The following is a 16,262-nucleotide window of genomic DNA, read 5'->3' as shown; positions in this document are numbered from 1 at the left end:
AATTATCCCCAGTCTCCAACAGAAGCATTAAATATATCTTGTGTAATTCGTTCTAAAATTTCATCTAATGCAGCTTCTAAGACAGTACCAGTTAACTGTTGGTTGGCTCCATAATCGTAGTAAAAAGAAAAACGCTTTTCAAAATTTTTCTTTTCATTTAAGTTGTTAATAAAGTTTACGTTTACAGTAATTGTTAATCGGTTTTGAGCAGCTGTTTGTTGAGCTGTGGCACTCATTGGTGTAATTCGATAATCAACAATTTCACCATAAAAATGTAAATCACCACTAGTGCTAACCAAGGTTAAATTAGTTTGACGTGTAAATAAGTCTTGTAAATCTTGTGTGAATTTTTGACTAAGTATTGGTTCAACTAAAGGTGCTTGGTTAGGAAAAAAATCAACCTGAATTGTTTTTGCATTTCCTGTATCTCCACCAGTAAAAGAGTATGCTCCACAACCAATAATGGTTGTAAAAGTAATAAGTAACGATACTATATAAAGAGTTTTTTTCATTTAAAGTTGAATAATTTTTAAAAGTAAACAATATAACTATTATAAGTCGTATTGTTTTATTTTTCTGTATAAGGTTCTCTCAGATATTCCTAATTCTTTGGCAGCTAATTTACGCTTACCATTGTTTTTTTCGAGAGACTTTTTTATCATTTCTATTTCTTTTTCTTGTAACGATAAACTTTCATCTTCCTCAATGGTTTCCGCATAATCATAATCATTTTGATGAGAAGTTGATTTTGGAATTTGTACTACCTCAATGTTTGAAGCTTCTGATAAATCTTGATCTTGATAAATACGTTCAATTAAACGATGATTGTCTTCTTGTACCTGTTCAGAGTCTCCGTTTTGCATTAAATCTAGCGTTAGCTTTTTTAGATCATTAATGTCATTACGCATATCAAACAAGATTTTATACATGATATCTCGTTCATTAGCAAAATCTGATTGACTTGTAGTTCTGTCACCTACAACAGCAGGTAGATTACTACGGTTTTCAGGTAAATATTGAATTAGTTTTTCAGGAGTAATTAGCCTATCTTCCTCAACTATTGATACTTGTTCGGCAATGTTTTTTAATTGACGAATATTACCAGGGAAATGATAGTTCAATAAAACCTTTACAGCATTCTCATTTAACCTGATGGTAGGCATTCGGTATTTTTGTGCAAAATCGGCAGCAAACTTTCTAAATAATAAATGAATGTCTTCACCACGTTCTCTCAAAGGAGGTAGTGAAATTTCTATAGTACTTAAACGGTAATATAAATCTTCACGAAATTTCTCTTTAGAAATGGCTTCGTGCATATTAACGTTGGTTGCAGCTACAATACGAACATTTGTTTTTTGTACTTGTGAAGATCCTACTTTTATAAATTCTCCATTTTCTAAAACACGTAATAAACGTACTTGCGTGGTTAACGGCAGTTCGCCAACTTCATCTAAAAAGATAGTTCCGCCATCAGCCACTTCAAAATAGCCTTTTCGGGTTTGTGTAGCTCCTGTAAAAGCCCCTTTTTCATGTCCAAATAATTCGCTGTCAATTGTTCCTTCAGGAATCGCTCCACAGTTAACTGCAATGTATTTTGCATGTTTTCTGTGTGATAACTGATGAATTATTTTTGGTATACTTTCTTTTCCAACACCACTTTCACCAGTAACTAATACCGAAATATCAGTGGGAGCAACACGAATCGCTTTTTCAATAGCACGATTTAGTTGCATATCGTTACCGATAATGCCAAAGCGTTGTTTTATAGCTTGTAAATTTTCCATTTCTTTTTAGAATAAAGAAAAAGAGCAGAGAGAAAAGCTTATACCTTTTTCTTTTCTCTTTACACTCTTTTCTATAAATTAATTATTGTCAGAATATCCAACAGCCGTACCTCTTAAGGTAGTAGAAGTACAATCTTCAATTTTTACATTTACAAAATCACCCATTTTGTAGTTTTCTTTAGGGAAAACAACAACAGTGTTTTGTGTATTACGACCTTTCCATTCGTTTTCATTTCTTTTTGAAGTTCCTTCAATTAAAACTTCCTGAATTTTACCTACATGTTCTTTAGCTCTGTATAAACTATGTTCTTGTTGTAGATTAATTATTTCTTGTAAACGACGTTTTTTAATAGCTAAAGGAACATTGTCTTCCATTTTCTTAGCAGCCAAGGTTCCTGGTCTTTCTGAATAAGCAAACATAAACCCGAAGCTATATTTTACATAGTTCATCATGTCTAAAGTATCAAGATGATCTTCTTCGGTTTCTCCACAGAACCCCGCAATCATATCTTGACTTAAAGCCATTTCAGGAACAATTTTATAAATATTATCAACTAACTCCATGTACTCTTCACGAGTGTGTTGACGGTTCATAGCTTTAAGCATATTGTTACTTCCGCTTTGAACAGGTAAGTGAATGTACTTACAAATATTTTGGTGTTTAGCCATAACATGAATTACATCCAGTGTCATATCTTGTGGGTTAGACGTAGAAAAACGGAAACGCATTTTAGGAAACTCAGTAGCACACATGTCTAATAATTGAGCAAAATCTACTGCAGAAGCTTGTGCTAATTCAGATGCTTTTTTGAAATCTTTTTTCAATCCACCGCCATACCATAAATAAGAATCAACATTTTGACCTAATAAAGTAATTTCTTTGAAGTTCTTTTCCTGCATACTGCGAATTTCTTCGATGATACTCTTTGGGTCACGGCTACGCTCACGCCCACGAGTAAAAGGAACTACGCAAAATGTACACATATTATCACAACCACGAGTAATTGATACAAATGCAGAAACTCCGTTAGAGTTTAAACGAACAGGAGAAACATCAGCGTACGTTTCTTCTTTTGATAAAATTACATTTACCGCATCACGACCTGCGTCAACTTCTTCAATTAAATTAGGTAAGTCTCGATATGCATCAGGACCAACAACTAAATCAACGATTTTTTCTTCCTCTAAAAACTTTTCTTTCAATCGTTCTGCCATACAACCCAGTACACCAACTTTCATCGTTGGATTTACCTTTTTAACAGCATTGTATTTTTGGAGTCTGTTACGAACAGTGGTTTCTGCTTTTTCACGAATAGAGCACGTATTTACCAATACTAAATCAGCATCTTCTAAATTTTGAGTGGTATTAAAACCCTGCTCTGCTAAAATTGACGCCACAATTTCGCTATCGTTCATATTCATTTGGCAACCATAACTTTCTATAAAAAGTTTTTTGTTGTTTCCTTCTTTGTGTTCTGTAACAAGGGCTTTTCCTTGTTTTTTTTCATCAATTACTTTCTCTACGTGTTCCATAAATCCTTAAATCGTACTAAAATAGGCTGCAAAGATACAACCAAAAAGTGTAATTTGTGACAAATTGACATGGATTGTTTTTTTAAGAAAAAGTAAAATTTTGTTAAAAAAGACCCATTAAAAAAAAACTATATACTTTTGCAAACTGAATTACACTTATATTACAAAAGTGTAAAATGAGATAAGAGATATAAGACGTATGGCAAAAAATTTAGTAATAGTTGAGTCACCTGCTAAGGCGAAAACGATAGAAAAGTTTTTAGGAAAGGACTTTCAGGTTGAATCGAGTTTTGGACACATTGCAGACTTACCATCTAAGGAGTTGGGAGTAAATGTAGAAGGAGATTTCAAACCGAAGTATATAGTTTCTACCGATAAAAAAGCGGTAGTAAAAAAACTGAAAGACTTAGCAAAGAAAGCAGAAACTGTTTGGTTAGCATCCGATGAAGACCGCGAGGGAGAAGCTATAGCATGGCACTTAGCGGAACAATTGAAGTTGAAAAATGAAAACACTAAGCGTATTGTTTTTAACTCTATTACTAAAAATGCAATTTTAAAAGCAATTGAAAACCCACGCACAATTAATTACAATCTTGTTGATGCTCAACAAGCAAGACGTGTGTTAGATAGAATTGTAGGATATGAATTATCTCCTGTATTATGGAGAAAAGTAAAACCAGGATTGTCAGCAGGTAGAGTACAATCGGTTGCTGTCCGTTTAATAGTGGAGCGTGAAAGAGAGATAGAAGGTTTTACACCAGTAGCTTCTTATCGTGTTGACGCGGAGTTTGTAAATGAAGAAGGAAAAAAGTTTAAAGCAAAATTAGCAAAGAACTTTTCAACAAAAAAAGAAGCTGAAAATTTCTTAAATTCTTGTTTAGGAGCAGAATTTTCTGTTGCTGATTTACAAAAAAAACCAGCAAAAAAATCTCCAGCACCGCCATTTACTACATCGACGTTGCAACAGGAAGCGTCAAGAAAATTAGGTTTTCCAGTTGCCAAAACTATGATGGTAGCACAACGTTTGTATGAAGCAGGGTTAATAACCTACATGAGAACAGACAGTGTAAACTTATCTGATGATGCAAAAAAAGCTGCTCAAGCAGAAATTATAGCTTCTTATGGTGAAGAATATAGCAAGCCACGTAATTATGCAACTAAGTCTAAAGGAGCACAAGAAGCGCATGAGGCAATTCGTCCGACTAACATGGAGAATCATGAAATTACAGGTGAGTATGATCAAACAAGGTTGTATAGCTTAATTTGGAAACGCACATTAGCTTCACAAATGAGTGAAGCTAAGCTAGAACGTACCGTCGTAAAAATAGATAACAATAAGAATAAAAAGCAGTTTACTGCAAATGGAGAGGTAATTACTTTTGAAGGATTTTTAAAAGTATATTTAGAAGGTACAGACAACGAAGAGGAAGAACAGGCAGGAATGTTACCTAAAATGGAAGTAAATGAAGAATTAATAAACGAGTTGATAACAGCAACTGAGCGTTACACACGTCCGCCAGCAAGGTTTTCTGAAGCATCTTTGGTAAAACAATTAGAAGAGTTAGGTATTGGTCGCCCTTCTACGTATGCACCAACCATTTCAACTATTCAAAGAAGGGAGTATATTGAAAAAGGAACTGTAGAAGGAAAAGAAAGAAATTACACTCAATTAAGTTTAGCCAATCAAGAAGTGTCAGAGCAAATTTTAACTGAAAGAGTAGGTTCAGATAAAGGAAAGCTCGTGCCAACAGATATAGGAAATATAGTAAATGATTTCTTAGTAGAAAATTTTGATGCAATTTTAGATTATGGTTTTACAGCTAAAGTAGAAAATGAATTTGATGAAATTGCAGAAGGAAAAGAAGATTGGATAGCAATGATTAAAGACTTTTATAAAAACTTTCATGTTGTTGTAGAAGATGTTGCTGCAAATGCAGAAAGAGCAAAAGGGGAACGTTTATTAGGTGTAGATCCTGAAAGTGGAAAGAATGTGTATGTGCGTTTAGGGCGTTACGGAGCAATGGTGCAGATAGGAGAGGCAACTGATGAAGAGAAACCTCGTTTTGCAAGTTTACAAGGTGACCAAACAATGAATTCAATTACCTATGAAGAGGCAATGGATTTATTTAAGTTGCCAAAAACATTGGGAGACTATGAAGAGAAAGAAGTAGTTGTAGCTAATGGAAGATTTGGTCCTTATATTAAATTTGATGGTAAATATGTATCGTTAGATAAAGGAGAAAATCCAATGTCTGTAGATATGGATAGAGCTATTGAATTGATTGAAGCAAAAAGAAAAGCAGATGCTCCTATTGGAGAATATGAAGGAATGCCAATTCAAAAGGGAGTAGGGCGTTTTGGCCCTTTTATTAAATGGAACTCTATTTTTATCAACGTAAATAAAAAATACGACTTTGATAATTTAAGTCAAACAGATTTAGAAGAATTAATAGAAGATAAAAAAAGAAAAGAGCGTGAAAAGCTAATCCACAATTTTGAAGAGGTTGGTATTCGTGTAGAAAAAGCACGCTGGGGACGTTTTAATGTAATAAAAGGAAAGATAAAGGTAGAACTGCCAAAGACAACAGAGATAGAAAAACTAACACAAGAAGAGGCTGTTAAAATGATTGAAGCAAAAACACCTAAGAAAAAAACAGCTAAAAAGAAAGCAACCAAAAAAAAATAAAGAAGCTTTCAGAAAAAAAATAGTTTAGTATATTGCGACTCCAAAAATTCCCCTAATAAATGAATATAGACTTCTTTTCCCCTATTGAAGATTCTGTAGCTACTCGTGTAGTTTTACAGCCTTCTTCTGTATTAGGAAGAACTATTCAACTACATACTGTTCAAGATGGTTTTCCAGATTTAACAGAAGTAACTATCGCAATTTTAGGGGTTAAAGATGATAGAGGAGCAGCAGGTAATTTAGGGAGTGGTAAAGAATTACACGAAATTCGTAAACATTTGTATCAATTATTTCCTGGTAACTGGCATACTCGTATAGCAGATCTCGGAAACATAGAGAAAGGAAATACATTAGAAGATACCTACTTTGCTGTTAAATCATCAGTAGCATTTTTACTAAAAAAAAATATACTTCCTGTAATAATTGGAGGAGGACAAGATTTAACTTACGCAAATTATAGAGCTTACGACGAACTAGAGCAAACAGTTAACTTAGTAGTTGTTGATAGTCGGTTTGATCTAGGCTCATTAGAAGAAGAATTAAGCTCTCAATCTTATTTAAGTAGAATTGTAATGGAGGAGCCTAATAATCTGTTTAACTTCAGTAATATAGGGTACCAAACCTACTTTAATTCTCAAGAAGAAATAAATCTATTAGATAAATTATATTTTGAAGCCTACAGATTAGGAGAAGTTAAAAACATAACATTGGTAGAACCAATAATGCGTGACGCAGATGTTGTAAGCGTAGATATAGGCAGTGTACGTCAAAGCGATGCTCCTGCAAATAAAAATGCTTCGCCAAATGGATTTTATGGAGAAGAGTTATGTGCTGTTGCACGTTATGCAGGGATAAGTGATAAGGTAACATCTTTTGGAATATACGAGTACAATAGCCTTTTAGATTTAAATCATCAAACAGCAAAATTAATAGCTCAAGTAATTTGGTATTTCATAGAAGGAGTAAATTCAAGAGCTAAAGATTACCCATTTGTAACCAAAGAAAGTTACCAAAAGTTTACGGTACTTTTAAATGATGATGATCCAATAAACTTTTATAAGAGTGATAAAAGCGGTCGTTGGTGGATGGAAATAAATTTAATATCAAATAATAAACACAAAAGACATGCGTTAATACCATGTAACTATCGAGATTATGAACAAGCATTACAACAAAAAATACCAGAAAGGTGGTATAAGGCTTTGCAAAAGCTTGTTTAAAAGAAAGTTGTATGTTCTGTAAAAAAAAATAATTCGTAATTGTTTTTTAATAAAAAAAATAATAGGTTTACGCCTCTTTTATAAGAAAGATTTAATATGAAAAAAATAACAGTACTTGCATTGTTAGCATCTATCATTTACTCTTGTGGTTCAAGTGGTGATAGGGGAGAGTTAGTAGGAGTGAAATCTAAAAGGAAATGGTTTGCTGAAAAACCATATGGTATGGCTAAAATCCCAGGAGGATCTTTCACTATGGGAAAACAAGATGAAGACCCTATGGGGGCTATGAATGCTCCAACTAAAACAGTTACGGTACAACCATTTTACATGGATGAGACTGAAATAACAAACAGTGAGTATAAAGCTTTTGTTCATTGGGTAAGAGATTCCATAACAAGAACCAAATTAGCTTATCAAGCAGAATTTGCTTCTTTAGGAGGAGAGGATGCAGCTAATACAGGTAAAAATGCACAAGGAATACAATTATATGCTTTTGCATCAAAAGATACTGTTAATGAAACTCCGTATGATAAGTACATGCGTGAAAATTATTACGAATTAGGAGAAGGGTTAGATTCACTAAAACCATTAAACTGGGAAGAAGAGTTAATTTGGGATTCACAAGAATATCCTGATGCTGATTATGTAGAGGTGATGGACTCTTTATATATTAGAAAAGATGAGGCTTTAAATGGAATTAGAACATTTAATACAAAATTATTAAACTATAGGTATTATTGGTTTGATAATGAAGCTGCAGCAAGAACAGGTAAGAATAGAAGAGATTTCTTAAAAGACGAAGTTATAAATGTGTATCCAGATACAACAGTATGGATAAAAGACTTTAATTATTCATACAATGATCCAATGCATCAAGAGTATTTCGGACACAAAGCGTATGAGAATTACCCAGTAGTAGGGGTAACATGGAATCAAGCAAAAGCATTCTGTCATTGGAGAACCCAAACAAAAAATAATTTTCAAAGATCTAGAAAGAAGTTAGGTTTAGTGCCTGCTTTCAGATTGCCTACAGAAGCAGAGTGGGAATATGCAGCACGTGGAGGATTAGATTATGGTAAATATCCTTGGGGAGGACCTAGTACAACGAGTGATAGAGGATGTTTTTTAGCAAACTTTAAACCAGTTCGTGGAGATTATGCAGCTGATGGAGCCCTTTACACAGTTGAAGCAATGTCTTATAATCCTAATGAGTATGGATTGTTTAATATGGCAGGTAATGTTTCAGAATGGACAAATACAGCTTACAATCAAATGTCTTATTATATGGGATCTACCATGAACCCTAATGTTGAAATAAAAGAAAATAGAAGAAAAATAATACGTGGAGGATCTTGGAAAGATGTAGCATATTTCTTAGAGGTAAGTTCTCGTGATTGGGAATACGCTGACACCGCAAGAAGTTATATCGGATTTAGAACCGTACAAGATTATTTAGGTACCAATAAAAGTAATTAAACAAGAAAACAAGAATAAATATTAATCCCCAAATTTTAAAAATCAAGAATTATGGCACAATCAAAATCAACTAAAAAAATGTTCAACATGGCTTACGGTTTAGGAGCCGCAGTAGTTATTATTGGAGCATTATTTAAAATTTTACACTGGCCTTTTGGAAATGAAGTATTAATGGTAGGTATGATTGTTGAAGCAGCAGTTTTCGCATTGTCAGCGTTTGAAGCAGTTGAAGACGATTTAGATTGGACAAAAGTATACCCAGAGTTAGCAGATGGACAATCATCAGGTAACAAAAGAGATAAAAAAGTTTCTGCTTCACCAGAAGAAGCACAGAGCATGTTATCTCAAAAATTAGACAATATACTAAGTGAAGCTAAATTAGATGCTCAATTAGTATCTCGTTTAGGAGACAGTATTAAAAGCTTTCAAGGAGCAGTAGAGCCATTAGCTTCAGCTTCTCAATCAATTTCAGCTACTAATAGTTACAATGAGCAAATGTCTAGAGCAGCAGCTCAAATGGAATCATTAAATAGTTTATACCAAACTCAAGTAGAAAATGCTAGTAAACAAGCCGATTTAAACTCAGCTATGGTAGAAAATTCTCAACGTTTACAAGAGCAAATGCAATCGTTAGCAACAAACCTATCTTCATTAAATGGAGTATATGGAGGAATGTTAACTGCAATGTCTAACAAATAATTAATTAGTTTAATCTAATTTATTAACTAAACAAACTAATTAATATGGCAGGAGGACAACTATCACCAAGGCAGAAGATGATTAACCTTATGTACTTAGTGTTTATTGCAATGTTAGCAATGAACATGAGTAAGGAAGTATTATCTGCCTTTGGATTAATGAATGAAAAGTTAACAGTAGCTAACCAAAAAGCAACAGAGAAAAATAAAACAGCTTACGAAACGTTAGCTCAAAAGGCAGCAGAACAAGCTAAGCAATACGGTGAAGCTAAGGAGAAAACAGATAAGTTAAAAGTAGCAGCTGATGAATTATATGCTTACGTAGGAGATTTAAAGAGCCAAATGACTGGTGATTTAGAAGATAAAAAAGCATATGAAACAATGGATAAGTCTAAATTTTTAGATGAATTGTTCTTTAAAGGAGGTAAAATATCAAAAAAAGGACAAGAATTTGTTGCTAAGATAGATGCTTTCAGAAATGATGCTGTTGCTGCTTTAGAAGGTACAGAAGTAGCAGATGTAATAGCCGCTCGTTTTAATACAAGTAAAGTAGAAAATAAAGACGGTAAAAAAATTGACTGGTTAAAATATCATTTTGAAGGTTTCCCTTTAATTGCATCTTTAACTAAGTTAACTCAAATCCAAGCAGACATTAAAGCTACAGAATCTGATGCTTTAACAGCTTTATTACAAGGAGAATTACAAAGTGCTGTATCTATGACCAAATATGAAGCAATGGTTGTTTTTGATAAGAGTGCTTATTATCCTGGAGAAAACTTATCAGGTAGAATTGTATTAGGAAAAAAAGATCCTAATTTAACTGCAGAGAAAGTTATTATTAATGATAAAGAAGTTGAGCAAGAAAAAATTCAAGCAGGACAAGTTATTCTAGACGGTCCAGCAGGTAATGTAGGAGATAAGGAATTAAAAGGAGAGTTCCAATTTAAAGAAGGAGATTCTATTGTAAAAATAGATATTAAAGGAGCTTATGCTGTTATTCCTAGACCAAATGAAGCTCTAGTTTCTGCAGATAAAATGAATGTAGTATACCGTGGTTTAGCTAACCCGTTAACTATTTCTATTCCAGGAGTACCAGGAAATAAAGTTTCTGCAAAAGCTCCAGGATTGAAAAGAGTTAGAGGAGACAAGTATACTATGTATCCAGGAAAAGGCAGTGAGGTAAACATCGTAGTTACAGGAACTCCAACGGGTGCATCAAAAGGTGTACGTTCTGTTAAGAAATTTAGAATTAAAGACATACCACCAGCAGTAGGTATGGTTAGAGGTCAATATGGTACCGTAAAAATGCCAAAAGCTAGTTTAGGAAGAATAAGCGTAGCTGCAGGATTACCAGACTTCTTATTTGATTTAAAACTAAACGTATCTAGCTTTAAGGTTAAAGTACCAGGACAAGTAGCGATACCTGTAAGTGGTAGAGGTTTAAACTCTAGAGCTAAAGCAGCTATTAGTAAGGCTAGAAGAAATGATGTAATTACAATTTTTGATATCAAAGCATCAGTATCAGGTTCTAACTATAAAATTAAAAAAGTATTACCTGTTAGCGTAGAAATTACAAATTAATAAGTAAAAAATAAGAAAGTATGAATTGGAAGCGTTTTTATATGGTTTTATTCGCATTTGCTGCGACAAGCTATGCAAGTGCACAAGCTAACCTTTTAAATGCTAAAAAGGTAGATGAAATTGGATTTAAATCTGAAGCTCAAATAGCTTCAGAAGATGACAAACCACTTCCTTATGGCTACATTAGTGATAGAGATGTGTTATGGTCTAAGGTGGTGTGGGAATATGTAGATTTAAACCAGAAAATAAATCTACCTTATTATTACCCAATTGATACTATGAATGCAGGTCTTACAAGACGTTCTTTATTTGATACCTTATTAAAAGGTATTAAAAATGGTGAAATAACAGAGGTCTATAACGACTCTTATTTTACCACTAAAATAGGAATGGAAGAAGTTAATATGATGACGTTTAATGAACGTCAAAATGGAGACTATGTGGATCCTTATTATGTACAGTCTCAAGATATTAAGGGGTTTAAGTTAAAAGGTATTTGGTATTTTGACAAACGCCAAGGTGAGTTAAAATATCGTTTATTAGCCTTAGCACCTATGGGACCAGATGTACAGGTAATGGGAGTTGAAGAAATTGACGACAGTGAAAATGTGTATGAACTATTTTGGGTGTTTTTCCCAGATGCTCGTGAAACATTACACAATTCAAAAGTATTCAACCCAGAAAATTCAGCACAACCACTTTCTTATGACAACTTGTTAAATGCAAGACGTTTTAACTCAACCATTTTGAAAGAAGAGAACATTTATGGAGACAGAGCTATTTCTGATTATGTTCGTGGTAACTCTTTATTTCAATTGTTAGAAGCAAATAGAATTAAAGAAGGTATTCGTAATAGAGAAATGGATATGTGGAATTATTAATTTTTTTTTTTAAATAAAATATATGATCGTCTAAAAAGTAATTTTTAGACGATTTTTATGATAAGGTACTGATTTATTGTTGAATCCAGTTCATGTGTTATAAATCTTATACAATATAACCAAAACTATTTTATACCAGATAGAATCTAATTGAAGTATTGTCTTTTATACATAAATTTATAGAGGAAAAGTAACTATATAACTACAATTATAAAAGAATCTTTATAAAGTAATCAATTACCTGAAAATAGGATTGTATTTTCGATAAAAAAGAAAATTAATCATTTATTAGTTAATATAATTTAAATACATTATATTTGAAGAACATAATAACATATAAAAAATTACATATGAAAAAAATTATCTTAATTAGTTTGACTACTATTGGTCTTATGTCATTTAGTAATTATAAGAGTGCTGATGACAATAGTGTTCGTGTTTCAGAATTTAGATCGGCATACCATCGTTGTAGTACTAACACAACTACAGGTGAAACAACTTGTTACCAAGGAGATGCTAGTACAGGAAAGGAAGTATTATCACCTGTACAGCACGGTTCATAATATATCATCATCGTTTAACTTTAATAAAATCATTTTTTATATACGTATAAAAAATGATTTTTTAATAAAAAAATAATCCCCTTTTGTTATTCTCAAATAGTGAATATCTGTATTAGTATATAAATGAGACATAATAATAGCACTTTTGTTAAATGAATGTCGATTATATCATCGTTGGCTTAGGGTTATCAGGAATAGCCTTTACAGAACAATTAATTAAAAACAATAAAAGTTTTATTGTTTTTGAAAATACTTCACAAGTATCTTCAGTAGTTGCTGGTGGAGTATACAATCCTGTAATCTTAAAACGATTTACGCCAGTTTGGAATGGACATGAACAACTAGAAAAGGCAATCCCTTTTTATGAAGAACTAGAAGAAAAGTTACAACTTAACTTAGATTATAAATTTACTACTAAAAAAGTATTTTCAAGTGTAGGAGATGAAAACAATTGGTTCATTGCATCAGATAAACCAATGTTGTCTTACTATATGAATCCAAAAATATCAAAAAAAAAAATAAAAGGAATTATAGGTAATTATGGATTTGGAGAATTAAAAGGAACAGGAAGAATTGATACCCCTTTATTAGTAAAGTCTTATAAAGAGTATATAAAATCATTAAAAAGTCTCCTAGAACAAGCCTTTGACTATTCAAAAGTTACTATTCAAGAAGATAAAGTAAGTTATGATAATATTACAGCAAAAAGAATTGTGTTTAGTGAAGGATTTGGTTTAAAGAAAAACCCATTTTTTAATTATTTGCCTTTAAATGGAACGAAAGGAGAAACGATAACAATTCATGCTCCCGAACTAAAAATAGATTTTTTATTAAAAGGCAGTGTATTTATAATGCCGTTAGGTGACGATACATATAAAGTAGGAGCTACTTTTAATTGGACAGATAAAACATCAGTTCCAACAGAAGAAGGAAGAAAAGAGTTGGAAGAAAAATTACAAAAGATAATATCAGTTCCATATACAGTAATTGAACAATCAGCAGGAATACGCCCTACAGTAAAAGATAGAAGGCCTTTAGTAGGGAAACATCCAGAATATCAAAAATTAGCTATTTTAAACGGCTTAGGAACACGTGGTGTAATGATTGCCCCAACTGTTGCAGAAAACTTATATAATCATCTCGAGAAGGGTGAAGAGTTGGATAAAGAAATAAATATAAAAAGGTTCGTTGAATAACGAACCTTTTTATATTTTAAGAAATAATAAACTTATTCCTAGTAGAGTTATTTTTCTGATTGTAATTCTTTGGCGTTCTTTTTATAACCCACAAATAGGTTAATCCAAATAATTCTTGAAAGTCTTAATGTAATAGGTGTTAATATTAAAGAAACAACTATTATAGCTATGAAACTATGTAAAATAGATAAGCCAATAAAAACTTTAGCAATAATAAAAATAGCGACAAAAAGAGCTACTGCAAGCGCGTAATTTACATACATCGCACCAAAGAAAAAAGAAGGCTCCATCATGTACTTAAAATTACATTGAGGACAATTTTCATGTAAAGTAGTTACTTTTTTAGGGTTGAAGTTAAGTTTGTATTTAAAGAAGTCTCCTTCATGACATCGAGGACATTTACTATTAAAAATACTATACAATTTACTTCCTTTTCCAAACATTTCTTATGGGTATTAAGTTCGATTAACTATTTGCTTTTTGTAAGTTTGTACAAATTTCAACAAAAATAAAACTATCGTTTGTAACTCTAGTTACAAAACTAAAGTAATTTGCTAAAAATATGTTAAACGTACACGATGTATCAGTTTCATTTATGGGAACAGATTTGTTTTCTGGAATCACTTTTAAATTAATAAAAGGAGACAGAATTGGATTGATTGGAAAAAATGGAGCAGGAAAATCTACCTTATTAAAAGTTTTATCAAAAGATATTGAAAGTAGTGGCGGAACACTGGCATTTGATAAAGATGTACGTATAGGGTTTTTACGACAGGATATTGATTTTGTACATGGAAGAACTATTTTAGAAGAAGCATACCAAGCATTTACTGAAATTAAAGAAATTGAACTAGAACTTGATGAAATTAATCGTCAACTAGCGGAAAGAACTGATTATGAAAGTGAAGCGTATAATCAATTAATTATTGATTTAAACGAGAAAACTGAACGTTACGAGTTACTTGGTGGATATAACTATCAAGGAGAAACCGAAAAGATTTTACAAGGGTTAGGTTTTCAACGAGAAGATTTTGATAAGTTAACTGATACTTTTTCTGGAGGTTGGCGTATGCGTATTGAACTTGCAAAACTCCTTCTTCAGAATAATGATATTTTATTACTCGATGAGCCCACAAACCACTTAGATATTGAGTCGATTATTTGGTTAGAAAACTTTTTAAAAAACTATGCAGGAGCTATCGTTTTAGTATCGCACGATAAGATGTTTTTAGATAATGTAACCAATCGTACTATAGAAATTTCGTTAGGTCAAATCTACGATTATAAAAAACCGTACTCTGAGTTCCTAAAACTGCGAGCAGAGATTAAAGAAAAGCAGCTGCAAACACAGAAAAATCAACAGAAGGAAATAGAACATACCGAAAAATTAATAGAGAAATTCCGTGCAAAAGCAAGCAAAGCTTCCATGGCACAATCGTTAATTAAAAAGTTAGAAAAAGTAGAACGTATTGAAGTAGACCAAGATGATAATGCGGTAATGAATGTGCGTTTTGCTATATCAAAAGAACCAGGCAAAATTATTGTAGAGGCTGAAAATTTAGCAAAAAGCTATGGAGAAAAAGAGGTGTTAAAAGATGTAAACTTATTAATTGAACGTAATAGTAGAATTGCCTTTGTAGGACAAAACGGACAGGGAAAATCTACCTTGGCCAAAATGATGGTAGGGGAAATTCCGTTTGAAGGAAACTTAAAACTAGGACACAATGTAGAAATAGGTTACTTTGCACAAAATCAGTCGGAAGAATTACCACCAGAGAAAACAGTGTTAGAAATTATGGAAGACGCTGCTACCGATAGTAATAGAATGCGTGTGCGAGATATGTTAGGTTCGTTTTTATTTGGAGGAGAGGCAGTAGATAAAAAAGCAAAAGTACTATCAGGAGGTGAGCGAAATCGTTTGGCATTATGTAAGTTGTTGCTATCGCCATTTAATGTCTTAATAATGGATGAGCCTACCAACCACTTAGATATTGCTTCTAAAAATGTATTAAAAAAAGCACTACAAAACTTTGATGGTACGCTAATTGTCGTATCTCACGACCGTGATTTTTTACAAGGATTAACCACAACGGTTTACGGATTTAAAGACCGTGAAATAAAAGAATATTTAGGAGATATTGATTATTTCTTAGAGCAACACAAAATGGAAAGTTTGCGCGATGCTGAGAAAAGAACCGTAGTTACTAAAGAAAAAGATACTTCTAAAAAAGAAGCTTATCAATTATCAAGAGAGCAAGAAAAAGAATTAAAAAAGTTAAAAAATAAGCTTAATAAAATTGAAACACAAATAGCAAATTTAGAGGCTGAAATAGAAAAAATAGATTTAGAATTAGCACAGAACTACGATGAAGTATCTTCACGTCCTAACTTCTTCGAAAACTACAAAGCAAAAAAGGCGAAAGTTGATGCACTAATGGAAGAATGGGAACAAGTTGAGGAGCAGTTAGTTGATTTTTAATATTAAGAATAAAAGTAAAAACTTGTTTTAATAACGGTGTGTAATAAGCTACTAAAAGAATCTTTTGCCATAGTAAAAAGTAGTAAATATAAAAGTACGTTGGTTTAAAAAAGTATAAAATTTACTTGTTTTTTACCTCAGTTCTTTGTTGCCAGTAGTTTTTTA

At 32.4% G+C, this 16,262-nt stretch carries 13 protein-coding genes; 9 read left to right on the top strand and 4 right to left on the bottom strand.

Annotation, left to right across the window (positions count from 1 at the left end; all coding sequences use genetic code 11):
* Positions 1 to 2: 2 nt before the first annotated feature.
* The 3 genes from ABMY20_RS02020 to miaB form a co-directional block, all read right to left on the bottom strand.
* Entirely contained in the window at positions 3 to 512 is a 510-nt protein-coding gene (locus ABMY20_RS02020) for an LptE family protein (protein WP_239179257.1), read from the bottom strand.
* Positions 513 to 551: 39 nt separating this feature from the next.
* The gene (locus ABMY20_RS02015) at positions 552 to 1,784 is read right to left on the bottom strand and encodes a sigma-54 dependent transcriptional regulator (protein ID WP_349264514.1); all 1,233 of its coding nucleotides are present in this window, start codon (positions 1,782 to 1,784) and stop codon (positions 552 to 554) included.
* Between the two features lie 78 nt (positions 1,785 to 1,862).
* Positions 1,863 to 3,317 carry a tRNA (N6-isopentenyl adenosine(37)-C2)-methylthiotransferase MiaB gene (gene miaB / locus ABMY20_RS02010; RefSeq protein ID WP_349264513.1) on the bottom strand — a complete coding sequence of 485 codons (1,455 nt, stop codon included), beginning with the start codon at positions 3,315 to 3,317 and terminating at the stop codon, positions 1,863 to 1,865.
* A gap of 199 nt (positions 3,318 to 3,516) precedes the next feature.
* On the opposite strand from miaB, the gene topA reads away from it, so the two are divergent.
* From topA to ABMY20_RS01970, 8 genes are all read left to right on the top strand, one after another.
* Positions 3,517 to 6,003, top strand: a complete 2,487-nt coding sequence (gene topA, locus ABMY20_RS02005) for a type I DNA topoisomerase (protein ID WP_239179254.1) — start codon at positions 3,517 to 3,519, stop codon at positions 6,001 to 6,003.
* Positions 6,004 to 6,062: 59 nt separating this feature from the next.
* Complete coding sequence (locus ABMY20_RS02000; RefSeq protein ID WP_125068872.1) at positions 6,063 to 7,223, top strand: formimidoylglutamase; 1,161 nt, start codon at positions 6,063 to 6,065, stop codon at positions 7,221 to 7,223.
* Between the two features lie 96 nt (positions 7,224 to 7,319).
* Positions 7,320 to 8,699 (top strand): gliding motility lipoprotein GldK, encoded by a 1,380-nt coding sequence (gene gldK / locus ABMY20_RS01995; protein WP_073181772.1) that lies wholly within the window; start codon positions 7,320 to 7,322, stop codon positions 8,697 to 8,699.
* 51 nt (positions 8,700 to 8,750) lie between these two features.
* Complete coding sequence (gldL, locus tag ABMY20_RS01990) at positions 8,751 to 9,398, top strand: gliding motility protein GldL (RefSeq protein WP_073181770.1); 648 nt, start codon at positions 8,751 to 8,753, stop codon at positions 9,396 to 9,398.
* Between the two features lie 44 nt (positions 9,399 to 9,442).
* Positions 9,443 to 10,978 carry a gliding motility protein GldM gene (gene gldM, locus ABMY20_RS01985; RefSeq protein ID WP_047788551.1) on the top strand — a complete coding sequence of 512 codons (1,536 nt, stop codon included), beginning with the start codon at positions 9,443 to 9,445 and terminating at the stop codon, positions 10,976 to 10,978.
* A gap of 20 nt (positions 10,979 to 10,998) precedes the next feature.
* A complete protein-coding gene (gldN, locus tag ABMY20_RS01980) occupies positions 10,999 to 11,859 on the top strand; it encodes a gliding motility protein GldN (protein ID WP_349264512.1) in 861 nt (286 codons plus the stop codon).
* Between the two features lie 350 nt (positions 11,860 to 12,209).
* A complete protein-coding gene (locus ABMY20_RS01975) occupies positions 12,210 to 12,422 on the top strand; it encodes a hypothetical protein (protein ID WP_281979779.1) in 213 nt (70 codons plus the stop codon).
* 152 nt (positions 12,423 to 12,574) lie between these two features.
* Positions 12,575 to 13,618, top strand: a complete 1,044-nt coding sequence (locus ABMY20_RS01970; protein WP_349264511.1) for an FAD-dependent oxidoreductase — start codon at positions 12,575 to 12,577, stop codon at positions 13,616 to 13,618.
* 47 nt (positions 13,619 to 13,665) lie between these two features.
* On the opposite strand, the gene ABMY20_RS01965 is transcribed toward ABMY20_RS01970, so the two are convergent.
* On the bottom strand, positions 13,666 to 14,061 hold the full coding sequence (locus ABMY20_RS01965) for a DUF983 domain-containing protein (RefSeq protein WP_047788549.1): 396 nt from the start codon (positions 14,059 to 14,061) through the stop codon (positions 13,666 to 13,668).
* A 119-nt stretch (positions 14,062 to 14,180) separates the two neighbouring features.
* On the opposite strand from ABMY20_RS01965, the gene ABMY20_RS01960 reads away from it, so the two are divergent.
* Positions 14,181 to 16,097, top strand: a complete 1,917-nt coding sequence (locus ABMY20_RS01960) for an ABC-F family ATP-binding cassette domain-containing protein (protein ID WP_159613983.1) — start codon at positions 14,181 to 14,183, stop codon at positions 16,095 to 16,097.
* Positions 16,098 to 16,262 lie beyond the last annotated feature (165 nt).

The sequence above is a fragment of the Tenacibaculum sp. SSH1-16 genome (genome assembly GCF_040104435.1).
Lineage (GTDB): Bacteria > Bacteroidota > Bacteroidia > Flavobacteriales > Flavobacteriaceae > Polaribacter > Polaribacter mesophilus.
Note: the sequence above shows the minus strand (reverse complement) of the source record. Positions and strands in the feature narration are given on the sequence as shown.

What these genes read in the sequence shown, in the direction of transcription:
- ABMY20_RS02020 (WP_239179257.1), bottom strand. Translation starts at nt 512, where the DNA reads ATGAAAAAAACTCTTTATATAGTATCGTTACTTATTACTTTTACAACC.
- ABMY20_RS02015 (WP_349264514.1), bottom strand. Translation starts at nt 1,784, where the DNA reads ATGGAAAATTTACAAGCTATAAAACAACGCTTTGGCATTATCGGTAAC.
- miaB (WP_349264513.1), bottom strand. Translation starts at nt 3,317, where the DNA reads ATGGAACACGTAGAGAAAGTAATTGATGAAAAAAAACAAGGAAAAGCC.
- topA (WP_239179254.1), top strand. Translation starts at nt 3,517, where the DNA reads ATGGCAAAAAATTTAGTAATAGTTGAGTCACCTGCTAAGGCGAAAACG.
- ABMY20_RS02000 (WP_125068872.1), top strand. Translation starts at nt 6,063, where the DNA reads ATGAATATAGACTTCTTTTCCCCTATTGAAGATTCTGTAGCTACTCGT.
- gldK (WP_073181772.1), top strand. Translation starts at nt 7,320, where the DNA reads ATGAAAAAAATAACAGTACTTGCATTGTTAGCATCTATCATTTACTCT.
- gldL (WP_073181770.1), top strand. Translation starts at nt 8,751, where the DNA reads ATGGCACAATCAAAATCAACTAAAAAAATGTTCAACATGGCTTACGGT.
- gldM (WP_047788551.1), top strand. Translation starts at nt 9,443, where the DNA reads ATGGCAGGAGGACAACTATCACCAAGGCAGAAGATGATTAACCTTATG.
- gldN (WP_349264512.1), top strand. Translation starts at nt 10,999, where the DNA reads ATGAATTGGAAGCGTTTTTATATGGTTTTATTCGCATTTGCTGCGACA.
- ABMY20_RS01975 (WP_281979779.1), top strand. Translation starts at nt 12,210, where the DNA reads ATGAAAAAAATTATCTTAATTAGTTTGACTACTATTGGTCTTATGTCA.
- ABMY20_RS01970 (WP_349264511.1), top strand. Translation starts at nt 12,575, where the DNA reads ATGAATGTCGATTATATCATCGTTGGCTTAGGGTTATCAGGAATAGCC.
- ABMY20_RS01965 (WP_047788549.1), bottom strand. Translation starts at nt 14,061, where the DNA reads ATGTTTGGAAAAGGAAGTAAATTGTATAGTATTTTTAATAGTAAATGT.
- ABMY20_RS01960 (WP_159613983.1), top strand. Translation starts at nt 14,181, where the DNA reads ATGTTAAACGTACACGATGTATCAGTTTCATTTATGGGAACAGATTTG.